The organism is Rhodoferax sp. MLSD5-FHT05B10 (genome assembly GCF_058793415.1).
The window spans coordinates 181,355-200,154 of the sequence record NZ_JBXAFT010000006.1 but is presented as its reverse complement, the minus strand read 5'-3'; the positions used below and the strand labels follow the sequence as shown (position 1 = coordinate 200,154).

The window sequence follows — 18,800 nt, the reverse complement described above, 5'->3', positions numbered from 1 at the left end:
GGCGCCGGTCAGCGCGCCAGCGTCAACGCCGCGGACGGCGGCAGGGTGAACCTGCCCACCAGCTGTTCCAGCACCGCAGCCTGCTCCCGCATGGACGATGCGGCGGCCGCGCTTTGCTCCACCAGGGCGGCGTTTTGCTGCGTCATCTGCTCCAGTTCGACCACGGTGGCAGACACCTGGTGCATGTCGCTGCTTTGCGCGGTACTGGTGGCCGTGATCTGTTCGATGATGCCGGTCACGCGCTGCACCGAATGCACGATGTCCTGCATGGTCTGGCCTGCCTGATCCACCAGTTGGGTGCCCACTTCCACATTGGAAACCGAGGCGCCGATCAAGTCCTTGACCTCCTTGGCCGCAGCGGCCGAACGCCCGGCCAGACTGCGCACTTCGCTGGCCACCACGGCAAAACCTCGTCCCTGCTCGCCGGCACGGGCCGCTTCCACGGCCGCGTTCAGGGCCAGGATGTTGGTCTGGAAGGCAATGCCGTCGATCACGCTGATGATGTCCACAATCTTCTTGGACGACCCATCAATCTGGTGCATGGTCTCCACCACCTTGGCGACCGACTGGCCACCGCTTTCAGCCACGGTAAAGGCCGAGCCGGCCAGCTGATTGGCCTGGCGGGCGGCGTCTGCAGACTGGCGCACGGAGCCGCTGAGGCTGTCCATGGAGGCGGCTGCGCGCTGCAGGTTGGCGGCGGTCTGTTCCGTGCGGTTGGACAGGTCGTGGTTGCCGTGCGCGATTTCCGTGCTGGCGGCACCGATGCTGGTGGCCGCCGTGCGGACCTGCCCCAGCAAGCTGGCCAGCGACTGGGTCATGTTTTGCAATGCACGCAGCACGTCGCCCATTTCGTCCTGGCGATCGCTGTGCGTGCTCGCACGCAGATCGCCGTCCCCGATGGCGCGGGTCACCCGCACGATGTCGCTCAGCGGGTCACACACATTGCGCTGCAACACGCGCGTGCCCATGCACACCAGCGCGATGATGACCGCCATGATGCCGGCCACGGTCCAGACGGTTTTCAGGCGTTCGGCCCCGGCCTTGTCGCGCAGGTCGGTGGCACCTTGTTCCGCGAGGTGTACCAGACCCTGCTGGGCTGACAGAAATGCGGCCAACTGGGGCAGCGTGTCGGTCTTGATGTGCGCCTGCACGGCGGCGGCGTCACCGGCCGTCTTCAGGCTCTGGGCCTTGTCCAGCGAGGCGGCCAGGCCTTGTGCCTTGGCCTTGACCGCCTGCAGGGCGGTCTGCTCCGAACCCTGCGTCATCATGCCTTCCAGCGATTGCTCGATGCGGGCCATCTCGCGCTGCGCGTCTGCCTGGCCGGCTTCCAGCAGCGGGGTGGCGCCGGCATCGGCATTGAGTGCGCTGCCAATGCCGCGCAGGGCCTGGGCCTCGCCCAGACCGCTCCAGCGTGCCGCCAACTCCAGCTTGCTCTGCTGCTGCGACTGTTCAGCCGCCGTGACGGCCTGGGATTTGACGGTGCGTACCGCCGAGCCGATGGACATGGCAACCAGTCCGAAACTGACAAGGATGGCGGGCATCCATATCTTCAATGCAATGCTCATGGGCTTCATCGCACACATCTCCTTGGTGGTGAATTTCGATTTAACGATCGCTGATTGTTGGGGCAGTCCAACCGCCTGTATACGGCGGTTATTCCCTAGGACGAGCGTCTTGTCTGACCGAGGTCAACCGTTGCTCATCCGCCCTTGGCCAGCTGGTACACCGACGTGCCCGCCAGCAGGTTGGGCGCCCAGCGCACGGTCTTGCCGTTCTGCAGACCGAAACTGTCGAGCACGCGCAGGCCGTTGCGCTGCGCCAGCGTCGCCAGGTCGGCGTGGGTGCCGACGCGGATGTTGGGCGTGTCGTACCACTGGTAGGGCAGGCGCTTGGTCACCGGCATGCGCCCCCGCAGCACGCTCAGGCGGTTGGGCCAGTGGGCGAAATTGGGGAAAGCCACGATGCCCATGCGGCCCACGCGGGCGGTCTCGCGCAACATGACTTCGGCGTTGCGCAGGTGTTGCAGGGTGTCGATCTGCAGCACCACGTCGAAGCTGGCGTCGTCGAACAGGGCCAGCCCTTCGTCGAGGTTGAGCTGGATGACGTTGACGCCAAGCTGCACGCACGCCAGCACGTTGGCGTCGGCAATCTCCACGCCGTAGCCGGTGCAGCCGCGCGTGGCCTGCAGGTGGGCCAGCATGGCGCCGTCGCCGCAGCCCAGGTCCAGCACGCGTGAGCCGTGCGGCACCAGCCGGGCCAGGGCTTCCATGGTGGTGGTGTCGCTCATGCTGTGGCCTCCAGGGAACGCGAAATGCTATCGAAATAAGAGCTGACTACGCCCATGTAACGGGGGTCATCGAGCAAAAAGGCATCGTGCCCATGGGGCGCATCGATTTCGGCGTAGCTGACGTCGCGCCGGTTGTCGAGCAACGCCTTCACCATCTCGCGGCTGCGCTTGGGGCTGAAGCGCCAGTCGGTGCTGAAGCTCACCAGCAGGAACTTGCAGCGGGCCCGCGCCAGCGCCTGGCTGAGGTCGCCGCCAAAGGCCAGCGCCGGGTCGAAGTAGTCCAGCGCCCGGGTGATCAGCAGGTAGGTGTTGGCGTCAAAGTACTCGGCGAACTTGTCGCCCTGGTAGCGCAGGTAGCTCTCGATCTGGAACTCTACATCCTGCGTGGTGTAGTGGTAGGGGTCTTTGCCCAGCACCGCGTCCTTCAGTTGCCGACCGAACTTCTCGTTCATGACGTCGTCGCTGAGGTAGGTGATGTGGCCAATCATGCGCGCGATGCGCAAGCCGCGCTTGGGCACGGTGCCGTGGGCGTAATAGTGGCCGCCATGGAAGTCGGGGTCGGTGACGATGGCGCGGCGCGCCACTTCATTGAAGGCAATGTTCTCGGCCGTGAGGTTGGGGGCACTGGCCACCACCACGGCGTGGCGCACGCGGTCCGGGTACTGCAGCGTCCAGGAAAGGGCCTGCATGCCGCCCAGCGATCCTCCCATCACGGCGGCCAGTGTCTGGATGCCCAGCGTGTCGAGCAGCCGGGCCTGGGCGTTGACCCAGTCTTCCACGGTCACCACCGGAAAGTCGGCACCGTACACGCGGCCATCGGCAGCGTCCGGGTTGGGGTGCATCGGCCCGGTGGAGCCGAAGCAGGAGCCCAGGTTGTTGACGCCAATGACGAAGAAGCGGTTGGTGTCCACCGGCTTGCCAGGGCCGATCATGTTGTCCCACCAGCCTTCGGATTTGTCCTGGCCGGCGTACACGCCCGCCACGTGGTGCGAGGCGTTGAGCGCGTGGCAGATCAGCACGGCGTTGCTGCGCTCGGCGTTGAGGGTGCCGTAGGTCTCAAAGCTCAGGGCGTAGTCGCGCAGCGCGGCGCCGCTTTGCAGCGGCAGGGCCTCCGAGAAATGCTGTGACTGTGGCGTCGCGATCAGTGTCATATCCAACTCAAATCCCAATAAAAAACCCGGCGTCGCAAAAAACGAGGCCGGGTGCAGGTATCGGTCCGTCTTTAGCTGTATTTATTAAGCGCCCGCAAGCTGGAGCAAATTGGCGCTGGGGGAAGTATAGCAACGGACCGGGCCGCCAGGGCGCCCGGCCATCCGATGGCCACGGCAGGCGTGGGGCCGGTCAGGACTGGGGCCACAGCGCCACCACCCCCAGCACGGCAAATATGGCCGCCGAGACCACGTGGACCACGCGAATGGGCACCAATTTGGTGATTTTGTCGCCCAGCCAGACCACCGGCGCATCGGCCAGCATCATGCCCGTCGTGGTGCCGGCCACCACCCAGATCCAGGCGTGGTACTGCGCCGCCAGCATGACGGTGGCAATCTGGGTCTTGTCACCCATTTCCGCCAGAAAGAATGCCACCACGGTGGTGCCAAACACGCCAAAGCGCGGTGCGTCCGACGTTTCCTCGTCGTCCACCGTGTCGGGGACCAGCATCCATGCCGCCATGGCAATGAAGGAGCCGCCGAGCACCCAGCGCAACATGTCCGGGCCGACGACGCTGGTGAGCCAGGCGCCGATGGCGCCGGCAATCGTGTGGTTGATCACCGTAGCGACAAAGATGCCCAGCACGATGGGCCAGGGTTTGCGGAAACGGGCGGCGAGAATGAGCGCGAGCAGCTGGGTTTTGTCACCCATCTCCGCGAGGGCAACGATGCCAGTTGAAACGAGGAAAGCTTCCATGGTGGTCTCCGGCCGGATAAGAACCCATGACTGCACGACACCTCCGGCCTGACACGGGGCGTGCAGCCAAAGGTCTCGCCAAAGTCCACAGGATGGACATCGCTTGCGCCATGTCTGCCACATGCTGGCAAGACAAGTCTGTTGACGCAAGCCCCTCTCACCTAAGAAGGGCGGCTACTCCCCAATGACAGCCGCCATTGTACCGGGTGCACGGTTTCGGGCCCCATCATTCGCTCCGCCCTCATCTGGCGCATTTATTGCTTATTTTTGGTGCGGGTGCTAAAACTTCACCCGACACGCACCATTTCGCAGCGTTTCACACACAGAGGGTTATATGGAAGCACTCAAACAGGGCGCAGATGCCTTGTTCATTCTTCTTGGCGGCATCATGGTGCTGGCCATGCACGCCGGCTTTGCATTTTTGGAACTGGGGACCGTACGGCGCAAGAACCAGGTCAACGCCCTGGTGAAGATCCTGGTGGATTTCTCCGTCTCCACCGTGGTGTACTTCGCCGTCGGCTACGGCGTGGCGTATGGAACCCACTTTTTCGTGGGCGCCGAGGTCTTGGCAGCGAAAAATGGCTACGAACTGGTCAAGTTCTTCTTCCTGCTCACCTTTGCAGCCGCCATTCCCGCCATCATTTCCGGCGGAATTGCCGAACGGGCCCGTTTCTGGCCTCAACTGATGGCTACTGCCGTCATCGTCGGCTTTGTGTACCCCTTTTATGAAGGCATTGTCTGGAACCAGCATTTTGGCGTGCAGGCCTGGATCAAGGCACTGACCGGCGAGGAATTCCACGACTTTGCCGGCTCCGTGGTGGTGCACGCCGTGGGCGGCTGGATCGCCCTGCCGGCCGTCATCCTGCTTGGTGCGCGCAGCAACCGCTACCGCAAAGACGGAGCCATCTCCGCGCATCCGCCGTCAAGCATCCCGTTTCTGGCTCTAGGTGCATGGATCTTGACGGTTGGCTGGTTCGGCTTCAACGTCATGAGCGCGCAGACCCTGGACAAGATCTCGGGCCTGGTAGCCGTGAACTCGCTGATGGCCATGGTGGGCGGCACGCTGGCGGCGCTGGTGGCGGGCAAGAACGACCCCGGCTTTGTGCACAACGGCCCGCTGGCCGGGCTGGTGGCCGTATGTGCCGGCTCCGACCTGATGCACCCGCTGGGTGCCTTGGTGGTGGGCGCGGCCGCGGGCAGCATTTTTGTAGTGATGTTCACGCTGACGCAGAACAAGTGGAAGATCGACGACGTGCTGGGCGTGTGGCCCCTGCACGGTCTGTGCGGCACCCTGGGCGGTGTGGCCGCCGGCATTTTCGGCAGCAAGGCGCTGGGCGGTTTGGGCGGCGTGTCGTTGGGCGCCCAACTCATCGGCACCGGCATGGGCGTGGCCTGGGCGGCGCTGGGGGGATTCGTGGTGTACGGAACGCTCAAACGCCTCACCGGCCTGCGCCTGAGCCAGGAAGAGGAATACGACGGCGCGGACCTGTCCATCCACAAGATCAGCGCCTCGCCGGAGCGCGAAGCCAACTGGTAAGACGCGGCCCGCTGATGGGGCGCGCGGAAGAGGGACAATATGCCCCCTCTCCGAGCTAACAGAATCGCGCCCCGTTATGGACTCTTTACCGCTTTCCCCTCTGCCACAGACCCTGGACCAGGTTCGCACACTGGCAGAACTCTTTGCCTGGCGCGTGGCACAAACGCCCCAGGCAGCCGCCTACCTGCAATACGACGGGACCGCCCGCCAGTGGCGCCCCCTCTCCTGGCAAGCCACCGGCGAGCGGGTGGCCCGTTATGCCGCAGCGCTGGACCGGCTGGCACTGCCGCGCGGCGCCCGCATCGCAACCCTGCTGCCCAACGGGCTGGACGCCGTCTGCATCGACCAGGCTGCGCTTGCCCTGGCCTGTGTCCCGGTTCCGCTGCACGCGCTGGACAACCCGGCCAGCATCGCCTACATCCTGGCAGACAGCGATGCGTCGGTACTGCTGGTGGAGTCCGGTGCCCAGTGGCAGGCCATTGCCACCACCGGCGTGGCGCTGCCTGCCCTGCGCCAGGTCATCGTTGTCGAACCCCCATCCCCCGGCGATCCCCTGGTGGTGTCTCTTGGCGACTGGCTGGCCCAGGCTGCCGCCTCTGCGGACCAACCGGCCCGGCATGCACCCGAACCCGGCGATCTGGCCACCCTGGTGTACACCTCGGGCACCACGGGCAAGCCCAAGGGCGTGATGCTCACGCACGACAACGTCCTGGAGAACGTCAAGGCCACGCTGCAGCGCGTGGTCCCTTCGCCGGACGACGTATTCCTTTCGTTCCTGCCGCTCTCCCACACGTTTGAGCGCACCGCCGGCTACTACCTGCCCATTGCCGCAGGCTGCTGCGTGGCCCATGCACGGTCGGTAGCCCTGTTGTCCGAGGACATGAAGACGGTGCGGCCCACCATCCTGATCTCGGTGCCCCGCATCTATGAGCGGGTGTACACCGTAGTCAAGGGCACACTGGCTGGATCGGCGCTGAAGTCGCGCCTGTTCCAGTGGGCGCAGACGGTGGGGTGGCGGCGCTTTTGCCGCACGCAACACCTGCCACTGCCGGACCGCACGCCCGCAGCGCTGGACGCGCTGGCATGGCCCATGCTGGACAAGCTGGTGGCCCAGCCGCTGCTGGCACAGTTCGGCGGTCGTCTGCGCGTGGCGGTGAGCGGCGGGGCGGCTCTGTCGCAACCCATTGCGCACTGTTTTCTCGGACTGGGCCTGCCCATCCTGCAGGGCTATGGCATGACGGAGACGTCCCCCGTGGTGGCGGCCAACGGACTGGACGACAACGACCCGGCCACCATTGGGCGGCCATTGCCCGGAGTGGAGGTACGCATCGGAGAAAACCAGGAACTGCAAGTGCGCAGCCGCAGCGTGATGCGCGGTTACTGGAAACGCGAGGCCGACACGGCAGCAGCCTTCGTCGACGGCTGGCTGCATACCGGAGACCAGGCCGCCCTGGAGAACGGGCGCATCCGCATCCTGGGCCGCCTGAAAGAGATCATTGTGACGTCCACCGGCGAAAAAATCGCACCAGCCGACCTGGAGCTCGCCATCACCAGCGACCCGCTGTTTGAGCAGGCCTACACCTTCGGAGACAACCGGCCTTTCATCGGCTGCATTGTGGTGCTGAGCCGCTCCGGCTGGGCGCGTCTGGCCCCCAGCCTGAACCTGGACGCGGATGCCGCAGACAGCCTGCTGGCACCCAGCGCACGCGAGGCGGTTCTGGAGCGCATCCGCACCCTCACCGACGCGTTTCCCTACTATGCCCAGCCCCGTGCGGTCGCCCTGACGCTGGAGCCATGGACGAGCGAAAACTCGCTGATGACCCCGACGCTCAAGCTCAAACGCAAGAACCTGGCGGCCCGTTTTGCAGCCGAAATCGAGCACCTGTACCGCCGCAAATAGGGGTTTCAACCACAAATCGGGGGGTGAAACCGGTCCCTCCAACAAAAATTAGGCAACTTTTTCAAAAGGCCCCATAATGTCCCGGTATTGCTGGAAAACCGGCAGTACGAGTTTGCGGTGATTTACCAGTTTCGCGTCTGCTTTAAGTCTTCATTGGTTTGTTGATTGCGGTTTTGGACACCATCGCGTTTTGAGTTATTTTGAGGAGTCCTTACATGGGCAACAAACTTTACGTGGGCAACCTGCCCTATTCTTTCCGTGACGAAGACCTGCAGCAAGCGTTTTCCGCACACGGCACCGTTACCAGCGCCAAGGTCATGATGGAACGTGACACCGGCCGCTCCAAGGGCTTCGGCTTTGTGGAAATGGGCAGCGATGCTGAAGCTCAAGCAGCGATCAACGGCATGAATGGCCAGCAGTTCGGCGGCCGCGGTTTGGTTGTGAACGAAGCACGCCCCATGGAAGCACGTCCCCCCCGCACTGGCGGCGGCGGCTTCGGCGGTGGCCGTAGCGGCGGCGGCGGCTACGGTGGTGGCGCTGGCGGCGGCCGTAGCGGCGGCGGCGGTTACGGCGGTGGCCGTAGCAGCTACTAAGCACAGAACGGGTTCATCAACCCATTCCAAAAAAGGGCCGTCAGGCCCTTTTTTGTTGCCCGCAACGGGCGCGGAAAGCGGGCGGGCAATGCTCAGCGGTTATCCGCCTTCACCGCTGCGGTGCTTGCGTGGCCTTCCAGCAAAGACCCGGTCAAACAGCCCATTGGGCAACAGGCGCAGCACTTTGCCCACCCACCCCATCTGCCAGGGAATCACACGGTAACTGGCTCCGCCTTCGATGGCCGCGAACGCCCGGTCGGCAAAATCCTCAGCCGTCATCAGGAACGGCATGGTGTACCGGTTCTTTTGCGTCAACGGGGTATCGATATACCCCGGACAAATGGTGACGACCTGGACACCACTGGAGCGCAGTTCTCCCCGCAAACTCTCGCAGTAGCTGATGACGGCCGCCTTGCTGGCGCAGTAGGCGCCGTGCCCCGGCAGTCCACGGATTCCCGCCACGCTGCCGATTCCGACCAGTGCGCCCGCCCCCCGCTGCACCATGGGTTCGATGAATGCGTGAAATGTCGCGGCCATGCCAATGTTGTTGGTGGCAAATGTGCGGGCCATCACCTCCAGGTCGCTTCGCTCGGCCGTATCCACGCCGATGCTGATACCGGCATTGGCAACAACCACGTCCGGCACACCCTGGCGCTGCAGGCACTGCTGTGCCGCGGCCACAATGCTGTCCGTCTGCGCCACATCCGCGCCATAGATCTGGTAACGCTCCGCGGCCAGTCCGCGCTGGACCGCCCAGGCCTGGATCTCCGGCGCGCGCCGGGCGACCAGTGCCAGGGAATATCCCGCCTGGTAGAAGCGCCACGCCATTGCCTGGCCGATACCACTGGAGGCACCGGTGATGAAGACCAACTTGGCCATGGATCGTCTCCCCTGGAAGATTATGGGTTGCCGGGTACCAGCGTACCCCGGACACGCCCGTGCAGCTGCAGCACCTGTTCCACGTTGTCGAAATCCAGACTGTTCGCCGTGAAGCGGTCGTTGCCGCGCAGAAGCTCGACCGGTTTATGCGACTTCACCTGCTCCGTTTTCAGGAACGCGTGCAGGAACTCGCCGCGGTACTCCATGCGGGGGGCGGCGTTCGCCTTGGTAGCCGGTTCCGCCTCACGGACCACGACTGCGTTGCCCAGCAGCTGGACTTCCGAGCTGTCTTCGTTGGTCAACCCACGCGCGGCGGTGGCAGTCGTCAGACGGCCCTTTTCGTCGAAGGAGCGGATGCGGATGCGGTCGATCTCCAGCCACAGCGTATCGGGGTAGTGGCGCGCCTGCTCGCCCAGCACTTCGGTGCGGATGCGCCCCACCGAGTCAAAGGTCCGGACTGAAAAGTCCTGCATGAAATAGTCGGGATCATGGCCGGCGGCCCGCTGCACCACGGGGCCGTCCACAGGGGGCGTGCTGCGGACCAGCCAATAGGTGCCCAAGGCCAGCAGTGCCATGAATGCCAGTGGCAAATACAGCAAAAACCGGTCCCAGACGTCTTTGAGTACAGCAATCACCGTGTGTACTGTTCCAGCAAGTCCACATAACGGCCACTGGCCACCATGAGCAGGTCACAGAACTGCCGGGCGGCCCCATCGCCGCCCCGCGCCTCGGTCACATAGTCCGCCAGGGCACGGGCCTCCACGTGTGCATTGGCCGGCGCGCACGAAAACCCGCTGCGCTGCATGACCGCCAGATCCGGCCAGTCATCACCCATGGCGGCTGCCTGGCTCCAGTCCAGTCCCAGGGCCGCCAGCGTCTGCTCTGCCGCCGGGCGCTTGTCCTCCGTCCCGAAATGGGCGTGAACAACGCCCAGGGCCTGCAACCGCAGCCGCAACGCCGGCGAGTCGCGCCCCGTTATGACCGCCGGCGTAATGCCGGCCCGCTGCAGCATCTTCAGGCCGTGGCCGTCCAGCGTGTTGAACCGCTTGAGGGCCTCGCCCGCTTCGGAAAACAGCAGGCCGCCGTCGGTCAGCACGCCGTCCACGTCAAAGAAAGCCACTTTCACGCCCTGCGCCCTGAGCAGCAACGCCGGATCGAAATGGATGGCGGGGCGCATCAGATGACCTTCGCCCGCATCAGGTCGTTGCTGTTGAGCGCGCCACACAGGCGCCCCTCTTGGTCCACCACCAGCACACTGGTGATGCGCTTGCGTTCCATGAGGTCGGCGGCATCCACGGCCAGGGCCTGTGCGTCCACCGTGCAGGGCGAGCGGTGCATCACATCCTGCGCCGTCTTGGCCCGCAGATCGACGCCCTGCTCGACCAGGCGACGCAGATCACCGTCGGTGAAGATACCGACCACGGCGCCATCGTCGTCGACGATGGCAGTGGCCCCCAGCCCCTTGGCGCTCATCTCGCGCATCAGGTCGCTGAAGCTGGCTTGGGGCGCCACACGGGGAACCGCGCCACCCGAGCGCATGACATCGTTCACATGGGTGAGCAACTTGCGCCCCAGGGCACCGCCGGGGTGGGAGCGCGCGAAATCCTCGGCGCGAAACCCTCGTGCGTCGAGCAACGCCACCGCCAGCGCATCTCCCAGGGCCAATTGCGCCGTGGTGCTGGCCGTCGGGGCCAGATTCAGAGGACAGGCTTCCTTGTCAACCGCACTGTCGAGCCACAGATCGGCATGACGGGCCATGGTGGACTGGGAATTCCCGGTCATGGCCACCACCGGCGCCCCCAGGCGCTTGAGGACCGGCAGGATGGCGGCCATTTCCTGGGACTCGCCGCTGTTGGAGATGGCCAAGACCAGGTCCGAGGCCGTGATCATGCCCAGGTCGCCGTGGCTGGCTTCTGCCGGGTGCACAAACAGGGCAGGTGTTCCGGTAGAGGCCAGTGTGGCGGCGATCTTGCGTCCCACATGGCCGCTCTTGCCCATGCCCATGACCACGACCCGCCCCTGCACCGCAAGCACCATGGCGACGGCCTGCGCAAACGCCGCGCCCACCCGGCTCTTCAGGCCCAGGACGGCGGCGGCCTCGATATCGAGGGTTTCATGCGCCAGCGCAATGGCGCGCTGGGCCGGTGATGCAGGAGGCTGCGCTACGTGATCGGTCATCCGTGCATTTTATAGAGCCCGGCAAGTCTTGCTAGGATGGTGCCATGACCGGACTCGAAATCACACTGCTCTACCTGCTGGCCGCCGTACTGGGGGTGGTGGTGTGCCGCTCGTTCAAGCTTCCGCCCATGCTGGGTTACCTGGCCGTGGGCGTCGTCATCGGCCCGCATGCCCTTGCGCTGTCCCAAAGCGCCGAGGGGGTGCGGCACCTGGGTGAGTTCGGCGTGGTGTTTCTCATGTTCGTCATCGGCCTGGAATTCAACCTGCCCAAGCTGCGGGCCATGCGCCGGCACGTCTTTGGGCTGGGCCTGCTGCAGGTTTCTGTGACCATGCTGGTAGCGACCCTGGCCACGCTGGGGCTGGCGGTCTGGATGCCGCAGCAGTGGGGCATGCCCTGGCAGGCTGCACTGGCCCTGTCTTCCGCCCTGGCCATGAGCAGCACCGCCATCGTGGTCAAACTCATGGTGGAACGGCTGGAAATGGAGTCCGAGCACGGCAAGCGGGTCATGGGCATTTTGCTGTTCCAGGACCTGGCCGTGGTGCCGCTGCTGGTGCTGATTCCGGCCTTGGGGGCGCCAGGCGAGCAGCTGGTGGGCGCGCTGGCGCTGGCGGCGCTCAAGGCGGTCGTGCTCATTACCGTGCTGATGGTGGGCGGGCAGCACGTGATGCGCCGCTGGCTGACGCTGGTGGCCCGGCGCAAGAGCGAAGAGCTGTTTGTGCTCAATCTGCTGTTCATCACCCTGGGACTGGCCTGGCTGACCGAACTGGCGGGATTGAGCCTGGCGCTGGGCGCCTTCATTGCCGGCATGCTGATTTCGGAAACCGAGTACAAGCACCAGGTGGAGTCCGACATCCGGCCGTTCCATGACGTGCTGCTGGGCCTTTTTTTCATCAGTATCGGCATGCTACTGGACTGGCGCCTGGTGCTGGCGCACTGGCCCCTGGTGCTGCTCTTGCTGGTGGTGCCCACCCTGTTCAAGGGCCTGCTGATTGCCGTGCTTTCCCGCGTGCTGGGCGCCAGTCCAGGCGTCTCCCTGCGCACCGGCCTGTACCTGGCGCAGGCCGGCGAGTTCGGTTTCGTGCTGCTCACGCTGGCCCAGGAAAATGCCCTGCTGCCGCCGGCGTTGTTGAACCCCATTCTGGCGGGCATGGTGCTGTCCATGCTGGCCACGCCTTTTATCGTGATGTACAGCAACCGCATCGTCCTCAAACTCGTGGCCAGCGAATGGCTGCAACAGTCATTGCAGATGACCACCATCGCACGCAAGTCCATCAACGCGAACCGGCACGTCATCATCTGTGGCTACGGACGTTGCGGGCAAAACCTGGCGCGCATGCTGGAGGGCGAAGGCATTCCCTACATGGCGCTGGACCTGGACCCCGACCGGGTGCGCCAAGCCACGGCCGCCGGCGATTCGGTGGTGTTTGGCGACGCCGCACGCCTGCAGGCCCTGATGGCATCCGGCCTGGCGCGCGCCAGCGCGGTGGTCATCACCTACCTGGATGTACCGGGTGCCCTGAAAGTGCTGAGCCACACCCACGCGCACGCGCCCCAGGTTCCGGTGATCGTGCGCACGCAGGACGACTTCAGTCTGAAGGTCCTGCGGGCGGCGGGCGCCACCGAGGTCGTTCCCGAAGCCATCGAAGGTTCACTGATGCTGGCCAGCCACGCCCTGGCGCTGGTCGGGGTCCCCATGCGGCGGGTGATCCGCATCGTGCAGGAACAGCGGGATGCCCGCTACAAGCTGCTGCGGGGCTTCTTCCACGGGGCCGATGACAATTCCCTGGACGAATTGCAGAACGAACGGCTGGCATCGGTCACGCTGACGCCCGGCGCCCAGGCAATCGGCAGCACCCTGGCGGAACTGGAACTGCAGCTCCTGGAAGTGCGGGTTATCAGCCTGCGGCGCAGCAATGGCAAGACCGTCGCTGCGCCGGAAAGCGCCGTGCTGCAGGAAGGCGACACACTGGTGCTCTCCGGCAAGGCCGAGCCGCTGGCCGTGGCCGAACAGAATCTGGGCCGGAGTTAGGCAGCGTGTGGCCATCCCGTGGAGGCACAATGGCGCCTGGGCGCGGCCTTGTGGCCGACTTTTTCCGGATGACCCATGCAACACCTCAGCGTTAATCAGTACCTACGAGACCACATTCGCACCGTTCCGGACTGGCCCACGCCGGGCGTGCAATTCCGCGACATCACGCCCCTGCTGCAGGATGCCAAGGTGTTCCGCGTCCTGATAGATGCCTTTGTGCACCGGTATATGGACCCCGCCAGGCGCCCTGATGTGGTGGCCGGTCTGGATGCCCGAGGCTTCATTCTTGGGGCCGTCGTGGCCTACGAGCTCAACATCGGCTTCGTCCCCATCCGCAAGAAAGGCAAACTGCCGTTCACCACCGTGGAGGAGACCTACGAGCTGGAATACGGCAGTGCCACCGTGGAACTACACACCGATGCCGTCAAGGCCGGTGACCGGGTCCTGCTGATTGACGATCTGATTGCCACCGGCGGCACCATGATGGCCGGCAAGAAGCTGCTGGAGCGCCTGGGCGCCCATGTAATGGAAGGCGCCGCCATTGTGGATTTACCCGAACTGGGGGGCTCGCAAAAGCTCCGGGACGGCGGGCTGCCCCTGTTCACCCTGGTGGATTTCGAGGGCCACTGACGCAGCCCCGCCAGGCCGCAACGCCCCGACGGACTAGTTCAGGTCGCCGTACTGGGTGCTGCTCAGGGGCAACGCGCGATCGTCCACCTGCGTTTCCTGGAACTCGGGTTGGGGTGCCGGATTGCGGCGCTTGGAGCGGATGATTTCACCTGGAGCCGACAGCGGCACGGAAGGCGCAACGGAAGCCAGTGCCTGCTTGAAAGCCGCCACCTCATCGGCCTGCAACGGCTCGTAGCCCGGCTTGGGATGTGCATCAGACGCCACCGGCGCAGCTGCGCGCGCAGGCGCCGCGGCCTGCTGATTCAGGCGCCAGTACACCGCCGTGACCAGAATGTCGTGGCGGGCTTTTGCGTATTGGGCGATCAGCCCTTCCATTTCGGCCAGCCCGCTGACCTCGCCGGCGTGCGAGCCCGCGAGGTCCATCATGATCATGTACTGGCGTCCCCGCGAGTCCAGCGACAGCACCTTGAATTTGTAGCTCGAAGACAACACTCCGGCCTTGGTCATGGAGTCGCGCACCACGGCGTACAGCAACTCCCGCTGCTGCAGACGTTCGCTTTTGCGACTGGCGGCGGCACTCGGCTGCGCCCCATGTGCCAGATCCCGGGATGAGGAATGAAACGGCGGCACCCCGTCGGTGTGACCCAGCCCCGAGCTGTCGACACCATCGTGCGGCTTGACTTCCACCTTCTTGCGAAACCACGGGATCAGCGCCATTGTTCTTTACTTCCTGATTCAACGATGGAAACAGTGTAAAGCAGGCGATTTACTTGCCGATGCAGAATTTCGAAAAAATGACGCCCAGCAAATCGTCCGGTGTGAATTCGCCCGTGATTTCACTCAATGCGTTCTGCGCCAGGCGCAGCTCTTCCGCCAGCAGATCCAGTGCCTGGGCCTGTGCGCCCAGGTGCGCCTGCGCCTCCATCAGATGGGCATCCACCCGGCGCAGGGCCTGCAAATGGCGCTCGCGGGCCATGAATACCCCGCCCGCCGGCGCCTGCTGCCAACCCGCGACCTCCAGCAAACGGTGGCGTAGCCCGTCCAGCCCGCTACCGGTGCGGGCCGACAGCGCCAGGCCCGTCGCCGGCACGGCGCCGGATACGGCATCGGCCTTGTTCCAGATATCGATGACCGGCACATTTTTAGGGAGTTTTTCGGCCAGGACGCCCGCAATGATTGCGTCATCAGCTATGTAATTGATAGCATTCGCACGGGTGAGATCGTGCAGGAAGACAACGGCATCGGCACCTTCGATGGCCTCCCAGGCACGGGCAATACCGATCTGTTCCACCGCATCGTTGCTTTCACGCAACCCTGCCGTGTCCACGATATGGATGGGCACACCTTCGATCTGGATGGTTTCCTGCACCTTGTCGCGCGTGGTGCCGGCAATGGGCGTCACGATGGCCAGCTCGGCACCGGCCAGCGCGTTGAGCAGGGACGACTTGCCCGCATTGGGCTGGCCCGCAATCACTACTTTGATGCCCTCGCGCAGCAACACCCCCTGGGAAGCCTTTTGCATGACCGCATGCAGACGGTCTTGCAGCCGGTCCAGCTGTCCCCAGGCGTCCGATTGCTGCAGGAAGTCGATTTCTTCCTCCGGAAAATCAAGCGTGGCTTCGACCAGCATGCGCAGGTGGATGAGGGCATCCCGCAGGGCGTGGATCTCGCGCGAGAACGCCCCCGACAAGGACTGCGTGGCGCTGCGTGCCGCCGCCTCCGTGCTGGCGTCAATCAGGTCGGCAATGGCTTCGGCCTGCGCCAGGTCGATCTTGTCGTTCAGAAACGCGCGCTCGGTGAACTCGCCCGGCTGGGCCAAGCGCAGGCCGGGCAGGCAGGCCAGCCCGGTGGCCGGGTCCGGCTGGGCTGCGGCTTCCAGGCAACGCGCCAACAGCAGCTGGAGCACCACCGGCCCGCCGTGGGCCTGCAGCTCCAGCACGTCTTCCCCGGTGAAGGAGTGGGGCCCCGGGAAATAGAGCGCCAATCCCTGGTCGATGGGAACGCCGGCGCGGTCACAAAAAGGCAGGTAGGTGGCCTCACGGGGCCGCAGCGCCCGGCCCACCAGCTGCTGCACCAGCGCGTCCAGCCGCTTGCCGCTGACGCGCACCATGCCAACCGCCCCGCGCCCCGGCGCGGTGGCAATGGCCACAATGGGTTGGCTGTTACGGGTCAGCATGGCAAGCGTTCAAGGCCCAAAGGTCAAGGGCCGCAATCAGCGGCCCTTGTTTCGTTTAGCGGAACTTCGGCAGATTGAACTGCGGCGGCACACCCATGCGGGTGTTGATGACCCACTGCTGCAGGATGGACAAAGTGTTGTTGGTAATCCAGTACAGCACCAGGCCTGCCGGGAAGAAGAAGAACATCACGCTGAAGATCAGTGGCATGAACCACATCATCTTGGCCTGGATCGGGTCCGGTGGCGTCGGGTTCAGCGCCGTCTGCAGCAGGCTGGTGGCCGTCATGATCAGCGGCAGGATGTAGAAGGGGTCCGGCGAGGACAGATCCTTGATCCACAGCATCCAGGGCGTATTGCGCATCTCCACGCTGGAGAGCAGCACCCAGTACAAGGCAATGAACACCGGAATCTGGATCATGATGGGGAAGCAGCCTCCCATGGGGTTGACCTTCTCCTCCCGGTAGATGCGCATCATCTCCTGCTGCATCTGCTGCGGGTTGTCCTTCAGGCGCGCGCGCATTTCCGTGATCTTGGGGTTGACCGCCTTCATCTTGGCCATGCTGGCATAGGCCTTGGCATTGAGCCAGTAGAAAGCCACCTTGAGCAGCACCACCAGCGCCACGATGGACCAGCCCCAGTTCTGGATGAAACCGTGCAGCTTGTCGAGCAGCCAGTACAGCGGCTTGGCCAGAATGGTCAGCCAGCCGTAGTCTTTGACCAGCTCCAGGCCGGGGGTCAGGGCCGCCAGCATTTTTTCTTCCTGCGGGCCGGCAAAGAACTTGGCGTCCACCGCCTTGGTGGCGCCCGGCGCAATGGACTCCACAGGCGTCATCATGGTGGCGCGGTAGCAGCAGTCGGCCACCCGGGACCCGATATCCACGCCATCCAGTGAAATGGTGCGCTGCACGCCTTCGGGCAAGATCCAGGCGCTGGCGAAATAGTGCTGCACCATGGCAACGTAGCCATTGTTGGATTGCTTTTCGTACTCGGCGGTGTTCTTCTTGATCTTGGCGAACTCAACCTTCTGGTACTTCTTGGCGTCGGTGTACACCGCGGGCCCGGTGAAAGTGGAATAGAACGACGACTCACCCGGCGGCTTGTTGCCGTCGCGCACCAGCTGCAGGTATAACTGCGGGGCAATGGGCGCCGCCGAGACGTTGGTCAGCTCATGCTTGACGGCGATATCGTAGGCGCCACGGCGGACGGTGTAGGTCTTGACCAGCTTGATGCCCCCGACGTCGGCCGAGGTGAACTTGATGACCAGCTCGTCCTGCCCGTCTTTCAGGGTGCGCTCACCAGTGACCGACATGGGCGTCTTGTGCGTGGGGAACGCCCCGGCGGCCGCGCTGCTGCCAATGACACCGGTCTGCGCCAGGTAGACGCGGTCCTTGGTGTCGTCGAGCAGGACAAAGTTGCGAGACTTGTCGGCCATGTCGGCATGCTTGAGGAACTCGGTGCGCACCAGCGAACCACCCTCGGTGTCGAACGTCAGCTTCAACACATCCGTCGTCACGTCAACGCGCTCCTTGGGCGCCGCGGGGGCCGAGACCGGCGCAGCGGGCACCACTGCGGGCTGGCCGGCAGCAACTGGCACACCCGCCTCCACGCTGGCGGGCTTGGTTTCGGGCGCGTTGGCTGCCGCCGGCGCCGTCTGCTGGGTCGCGCTGGGGAAAAACGTGGCTTTCCTGCCGTTATGCACCTGCCACTGGTCCCACAGCAAAACCATGGAAAAACCAAAGATCACCCACAAAATGGTGCGGCGAATATCGTTCATGAGGGTTTCTTTTCAGAGGAAGAAGAGAGCAGCCGGGTAAACAGCCGGGGAGATTCTGCGGGAACAGGGTCGTGCCCCCCCGCACACCAGGGGTGGCAACGCAGGATGCGGGACGCCGTCAGGTAACTGCCCGCCGCCGCACCGTGCATCTGCAGGGCCTGCAGGGCGTACGCTGAGCAGGTCGGCTCAAACCGGCAGGCCGAACCCAGCCACGGGCTGAGAAACAACCGGTAGGCCTTGACGATACCGATGAGCAGAGGGCGCATCATGGCGAGGGTGCCGCCGCCCGGGGCGACTGGGCGCGGACAAACAGCTGCTGCAACTCGGCGCGCACAGCCGCCTTGAGCACATCGGATGTCGCACTGACGAATTGCGAACGGTCAAACCCCGCACGCAACCTCACGAGGTGCGCACGTTCCGACAAAACCGATTCGAATTCAGCACTCACGTGGTAGATCTGGCGTTTGATGGCATTGCGGGTCACGGCGCGCTTGGCCCACCGCTTGGGCACCATGGCACCCAACCACACCCCGCGCACGGGGAACAGGGCCGGCAACACCAAGCCCTGAGCCGCCGAGGGCTGCTCCAGAGTACAGCTATGCAAGGCGAAGTGCGCCGTTCGGGCGAGTGTACTACCAGCCAAAACAGCCTGAAACTGGGGCCGCGTCTTCAGTCGTTGCACGCCAGAACCACACCTAGGCTACCAAGCCGGCAGGGCACGGATCGGCATGTGCTGGAAGCTACCCGCAGACCGCGCTTAGACAGCCAGACGCTTGCGGCCCTTGGCGCGACGTGCGTTGATGACAGCGCGACCGCCACGGGTCTTCATGCGCACCAGGAAACCATGGGTGCGTGCGCGACGGATTTTGGAGGGCTGGTATGTGCGTTTCATGTGGAATTCCTAATAGGCT

19 protein-coding genes and 1 riboswitch are annotated in these 18,800 nt (G+C 64.5%); of the genes, 5 read left to right on the top strand and 14 right to left on the bottom strand.

The features are described 5' to 3' along the window. Positions 1-8 precede the first annotated feature (8 nt). From AC1Q5W_RS11635 to AC1Q5W_RS11620, 4 genes are all read right to left on the bottom strand, one after another. Positions 9-1,565 (bottom strand): methyl-accepting chemotaxis protein, encoded by a 1,557-nt coding sequence (locus AC1Q5W_RS11635; RefSeq protein ID WP_492644479.1) that lies wholly within the window; start codon positions 1,563-1,565, stop codon positions 9-11. Between the two features lie 134 nt (positions 1,566-1,699). Then, positions 1,700-2,287, bottom strand: a complete 588-nt coding sequence (metW, locus tag AC1Q5W_RS11630) for a methionine biosynthesis protein MetW (protein WP_492644480.1) — start codon at positions 2,285-2,287, stop codon at positions 1,700-1,702. Beyond that, positions 2,284-3,438: a homoserine O-succinyltransferase MetX gene (metX, locus tag AC1Q5W_RS11625; protein ID WP_492644481.1), complete on the bottom strand. Its 1,155-nt coding sequence runs from the start codon at positions 3,436-3,438 to the stop codon at positions 2,284-2,286. The genes metW and metX overlap by 4 nt, the downstream gene beginning before the upstream one ends. Positions 3,439-3,628: 190 nt before the next feature. Beyond that, a complete protein-coding gene (locus AC1Q5W_RS11620; protein WP_492644482.1) occupies positions 3,629-4,192 on the bottom strand; it encodes a TMEM165/GDT1 family protein in 564 nt (187 codons plus the stop codon). Further along, a riboswitch (yybP-ykoY riboswitch) is annotated at positions 4,193-4,387 on the bottom strand. It abuts the gene before it with no gap. A gap of 139 nt (positions 4,388-4,526) precedes the next feature. On the opposite strand from AC1Q5W_RS11620, the gene AC1Q5W_RS11615 reads away from it, so the two are divergent. The 3 genes from AC1Q5W_RS11615 (at position 4,527) to rbp (ending at position 8,222) form a co-directional block, all read left to right on the top strand. Further along, positions 4,527-5,729 carry an ammonium transporter gene (locus AC1Q5W_RS11615; RefSeq protein WP_492644483.1) on the top strand — a complete coding sequence of 401 codons (1,203 nt, stop codon included), beginning with the start codon at positions 4,527-4,529 and terminating at the stop codon, positions 5,727-5,729. Between the two features lie 76 nt (positions 5,730-5,805). Further along, positions 5,806-7,629, top strand: coding sequence for an AMP-dependent synthetase/ligase (locus AC1Q5W_RS11610; RefSeq protein ID WP_492644484.1), 1,824 nt, complete (start codon positions 5,806-5,808; stop codon positions 7,627-7,629). A gap of 215 nt (positions 7,630-7,844) precedes the next feature. Further along, the gene (gene rbp / locus AC1Q5W_RS11605; protein ID WP_492704182.1) at positions 7,845-8,222 is read left to right on the top strand and encodes an RNA-binding regulator; all 378 of its coding nucleotides are present in this window, start codon (positions 7,845-7,847) and stop codon (positions 8,220-8,222) included. 99 nt (positions 8,223-8,321) lie between these two features. On the opposite strand, the gene AC1Q5W_RS11600 is transcribed toward rbp, so the two are convergent. The 4 genes from AC1Q5W_RS11600 to AC1Q5W_RS11585 are packed head-to-tail and all read right to left on the bottom strand — an operon-like array spanning position 8,322 to position 11,279. Beyond that, positions 8,322-9,101 (bottom strand): SDR family oxidoreductase, encoded by a 780-nt coding sequence (locus tag AC1Q5W_RS11600; protein WP_492644486.1) that lies wholly within the window; start codon positions 9,099-9,101, stop codon positions 8,322-8,324. 20 nt (positions 9,102-9,121) lie between these two features. After that, positions 9,122-9,736 (bottom strand): LPS export ABC transporter periplasmic protein LptC, encoded by a 615-nt coding sequence (gene lptC, locus AC1Q5W_RS11595; RefSeq protein ID WP_492644487.1) that lies wholly within the window; start codon positions 9,734-9,736, stop codon positions 9,122-9,124. Continuing rightward, positions 9,733-10,278, bottom strand: a complete 546-nt coding sequence (locus AC1Q5W_RS11590) for a KdsC family phosphatase (protein ID WP_492644488.1) — start codon at positions 10,276-10,278, stop codon at positions 9,733-9,735. Before AC1Q5W_RS11590 ends, lptC begins: the two co-directional genes overlap by 4 nt. After that, positions 10,278-11,279 (bottom strand): KpsF/GutQ family sugar-phosphate isomerase, encoded by a 1,002-nt coding sequence (locus tag AC1Q5W_RS11585; RefSeq protein WP_492644489.1) that lies wholly within the window; start codon positions 11,277-11,279, stop codon positions 10,278-10,280. The genes AC1Q5W_RS11590 and AC1Q5W_RS11585 overlap by 1 nt, the downstream gene beginning before the upstream one ends. 44 nt (positions 11,280-11,323) lie before the next feature. Between AC1Q5W_RS11585 and AC1Q5W_RS11580 the strand changes: the two genes are divergently transcribed. Beyond that, positions 11,324-13,309: a monovalent cation:proton antiporter-2 (CPA2) family protein gene (locus tag AC1Q5W_RS11580; protein ID WP_492644490.1), complete on the top strand. Its 1,986-nt coding sequence runs from the start codon at positions 11,324-11,326 to the stop codon at positions 13,307-13,309. Between the two features lie 75 nt (positions 13,310-13,384). Beyond that, positions 13,385-13,939 (top strand): adenine phosphoribosyltransferase, encoded by a 555-nt coding sequence (locus AC1Q5W_RS11575; protein ID WP_492644491.1) that lies wholly within the window; start codon positions 13,385-13,387, stop codon positions 13,937-13,939. Positions 13,940-13,972: 33 nt separating this feature from the next. On the opposite strand, the gene AC1Q5W_RS11570 is transcribed toward AC1Q5W_RS11575, so the two are convergent. The 6 genes from AC1Q5W_RS11570 to rpmH all read right to left on the bottom strand — a co-directional run bounded on the left by AC1Q5W_RS11570 (position 13,973) and on the right by rpmH (position 18,781). Further along, positions 13,973-14,656, bottom strand: a complete 684-nt coding sequence (locus tag AC1Q5W_RS11570) for a hypothetical protein (protein WP_492644492.1) — start codon at positions 14,654-14,656, stop codon at positions 13,973-13,975. Positions 14,657-14,705: 49 nt separating this feature from the next. Continuing rightward, positions 14,706-16,115, bottom strand: a complete 1,410-nt coding sequence (gene mnmE, locus AC1Q5W_RS11565) for a tRNA uridine-5-carboxymethylaminomethyl(34) synthesis GTPase MnmE (protein ID WP_492644493.1) — start codon at positions 16,113-16,115, stop codon at positions 14,706-14,708. A 55-nt stretch (positions 16,116-16,170) separates the two neighbouring features. Then, entirely contained in the window at positions 16,171-17,889 is a 1,719-nt protein-coding gene (gene yidC, locus AC1Q5W_RS11560) for a membrane protein insertase YidC (protein ID WP_492644494.1), read from the bottom strand. Next, positions 17,886-18,158 (bottom strand): membrane protein insertion efficiency factor YidD, encoded by a 273-nt coding sequence (gene yidD, locus AC1Q5W_RS11555; protein WP_492644495.1) that lies wholly within the window; start codon positions 18,156-18,158, stop codon positions 17,886-17,888. Before yidD ends, yidC begins: the two co-directional genes overlap by 4 nt. Then, positions 18,155-18,571, bottom strand: coding sequence for a ribonuclease P protein component (locus tag AC1Q5W_RS11550; RefSeq protein ID WP_492644496.1), 417 nt, complete (start codon positions 18,569-18,571; stop codon positions 18,155-18,157). The genes yidD and AC1Q5W_RS11550 overlap by 4 nt, the downstream gene beginning before the upstream one ends. Positions 18,572-18,646: 75 nt before the next feature. Next, entirely contained in the window at positions 18,647-18,781 is a 135-nt protein-coding gene (gene rpmH / locus AC1Q5W_RS11545) for a 50S ribosomal protein L34 (RefSeq protein WP_006299042.1), read from the bottom strand. Positions 18,782-18,800: the final 19 nt, after the last annotated feature.

What these genes read in the sequence shown, in the direction of transcription:
- AC1Q5W_RS11635 (WP_492644479.1), bottom strand. Translation starts at nt 1,565, where the DNA reads ATGAGCATTGCATTGAAGATATGGATGCCCGCCATCCTTGTCAGTTTC.
- metW (WP_492644480.1), bottom strand. Translation starts at nt 2,287, where the DNA reads ATGAGCGACACCACCACCATGGAAGCCCTGGCCCGGCTGGTGCCGCAC.
- metX (WP_492644481.1), bottom strand. Translation starts at nt 3,438, where the DNA reads ATGACACTGATCGCGACGCCACAGTCACAGCATTTCTCGGAGGCCCTG.
- AC1Q5W_RS11620 (WP_492644482.1), bottom strand. Translation starts at nt 4,192, where the DNA reads ATGGAAGCTTTCCTCGTTTCAACTGGCATCGTTGCCCTCGCGGAGATG.
- AC1Q5W_RS11615 (WP_492644483.1), top strand. Translation starts at nt 4,527, where the DNA reads ATGGAAGCACTCAAACAGGGCGCAGATGCCTTGTTCATTCTTCTTGGC.
- AC1Q5W_RS11610 (WP_492644484.1), top strand. Translation starts at nt 5,806, where the DNA reads ATGGACTCTTTACCGCTTTCCCCTCTGCCACAGACCCTGGACCAGGTT.
- rbp (WP_492704182.1), top strand. Translation starts at nt 7,845, where the DNA reads ATGGGCAACAAACTTTACGTGGGCAACCTGCCCTATTCTTTCCGTGAC.
- AC1Q5W_RS11600 (WP_492644486.1), bottom strand. Translation starts at nt 9,101, where the DNA reads ATGGCCAAGTTGGTCTTCATCACCGGTGCCTCCAGTGGTATCGGCCAG.
- AC1Q5W_RS11590 (WP_492644488.1), bottom strand. Translation starts at nt 10,278, where the DNA reads ATGCGCCCCGCCATCCATTTCGATCCGGCGTTGCTGCTCAGGGCGCAG.
- AC1Q5W_RS11585 (WP_492644489.1), bottom strand. Translation starts at nt 11,279, where the DNA reads ATGACCGATCACGTAGCGCAGCCTCCTGCATCACCGGCCCAGCGCGCC.
- AC1Q5W_RS11580 (WP_492644490.1), top strand. Translation starts at nt 11,324, where the DNA reads ATGACCGGACTCGAAATCACACTGCTCTACCTGCTGGCCGCCGTACTG.
- AC1Q5W_RS11575 (WP_492644491.1), top strand. Translation starts at nt 13,385, where the DNA reads ATGCAACACCTCAGCGTTAATCAGTACCTACGAGACCACATTCGCACC.
- AC1Q5W_RS11570 (WP_492644492.1), bottom strand. Translation starts at nt 14,656, where the DNA reads ATGGCGCTGATCCCGTGGTTTCGCAAGAAGGTGGAAGTCAAGCCGCAC.
- mnmE (WP_492644493.1), bottom strand. Translation starts at nt 16,115, where the DNA reads ATGCTGACCCGTAACAGCCAACCCATTGTGGCCATTGCCACCGCGCCG.
- yidC (WP_492644494.1), bottom strand. Translation starts at nt 17,889, where the DNA reads ATGAACGATATTCGCCGCACCATTTTGTGGGTGATCTTTGGTTTTTCC.
- yidD (WP_492644495.1), bottom strand. Translation starts at nt 18,158, where the DNA reads ATGATGCGCCCTCTGCTCATCGGTATCGTCAAGGCCTACCGGTTGTTT.
- rpmH (WP_006299042.1), bottom strand. Translation starts at nt 18,781, where the DNA reads ATGAAACGCACATACCAGCCCTCCAAAATCCGTCGCGCACGCACCCAT.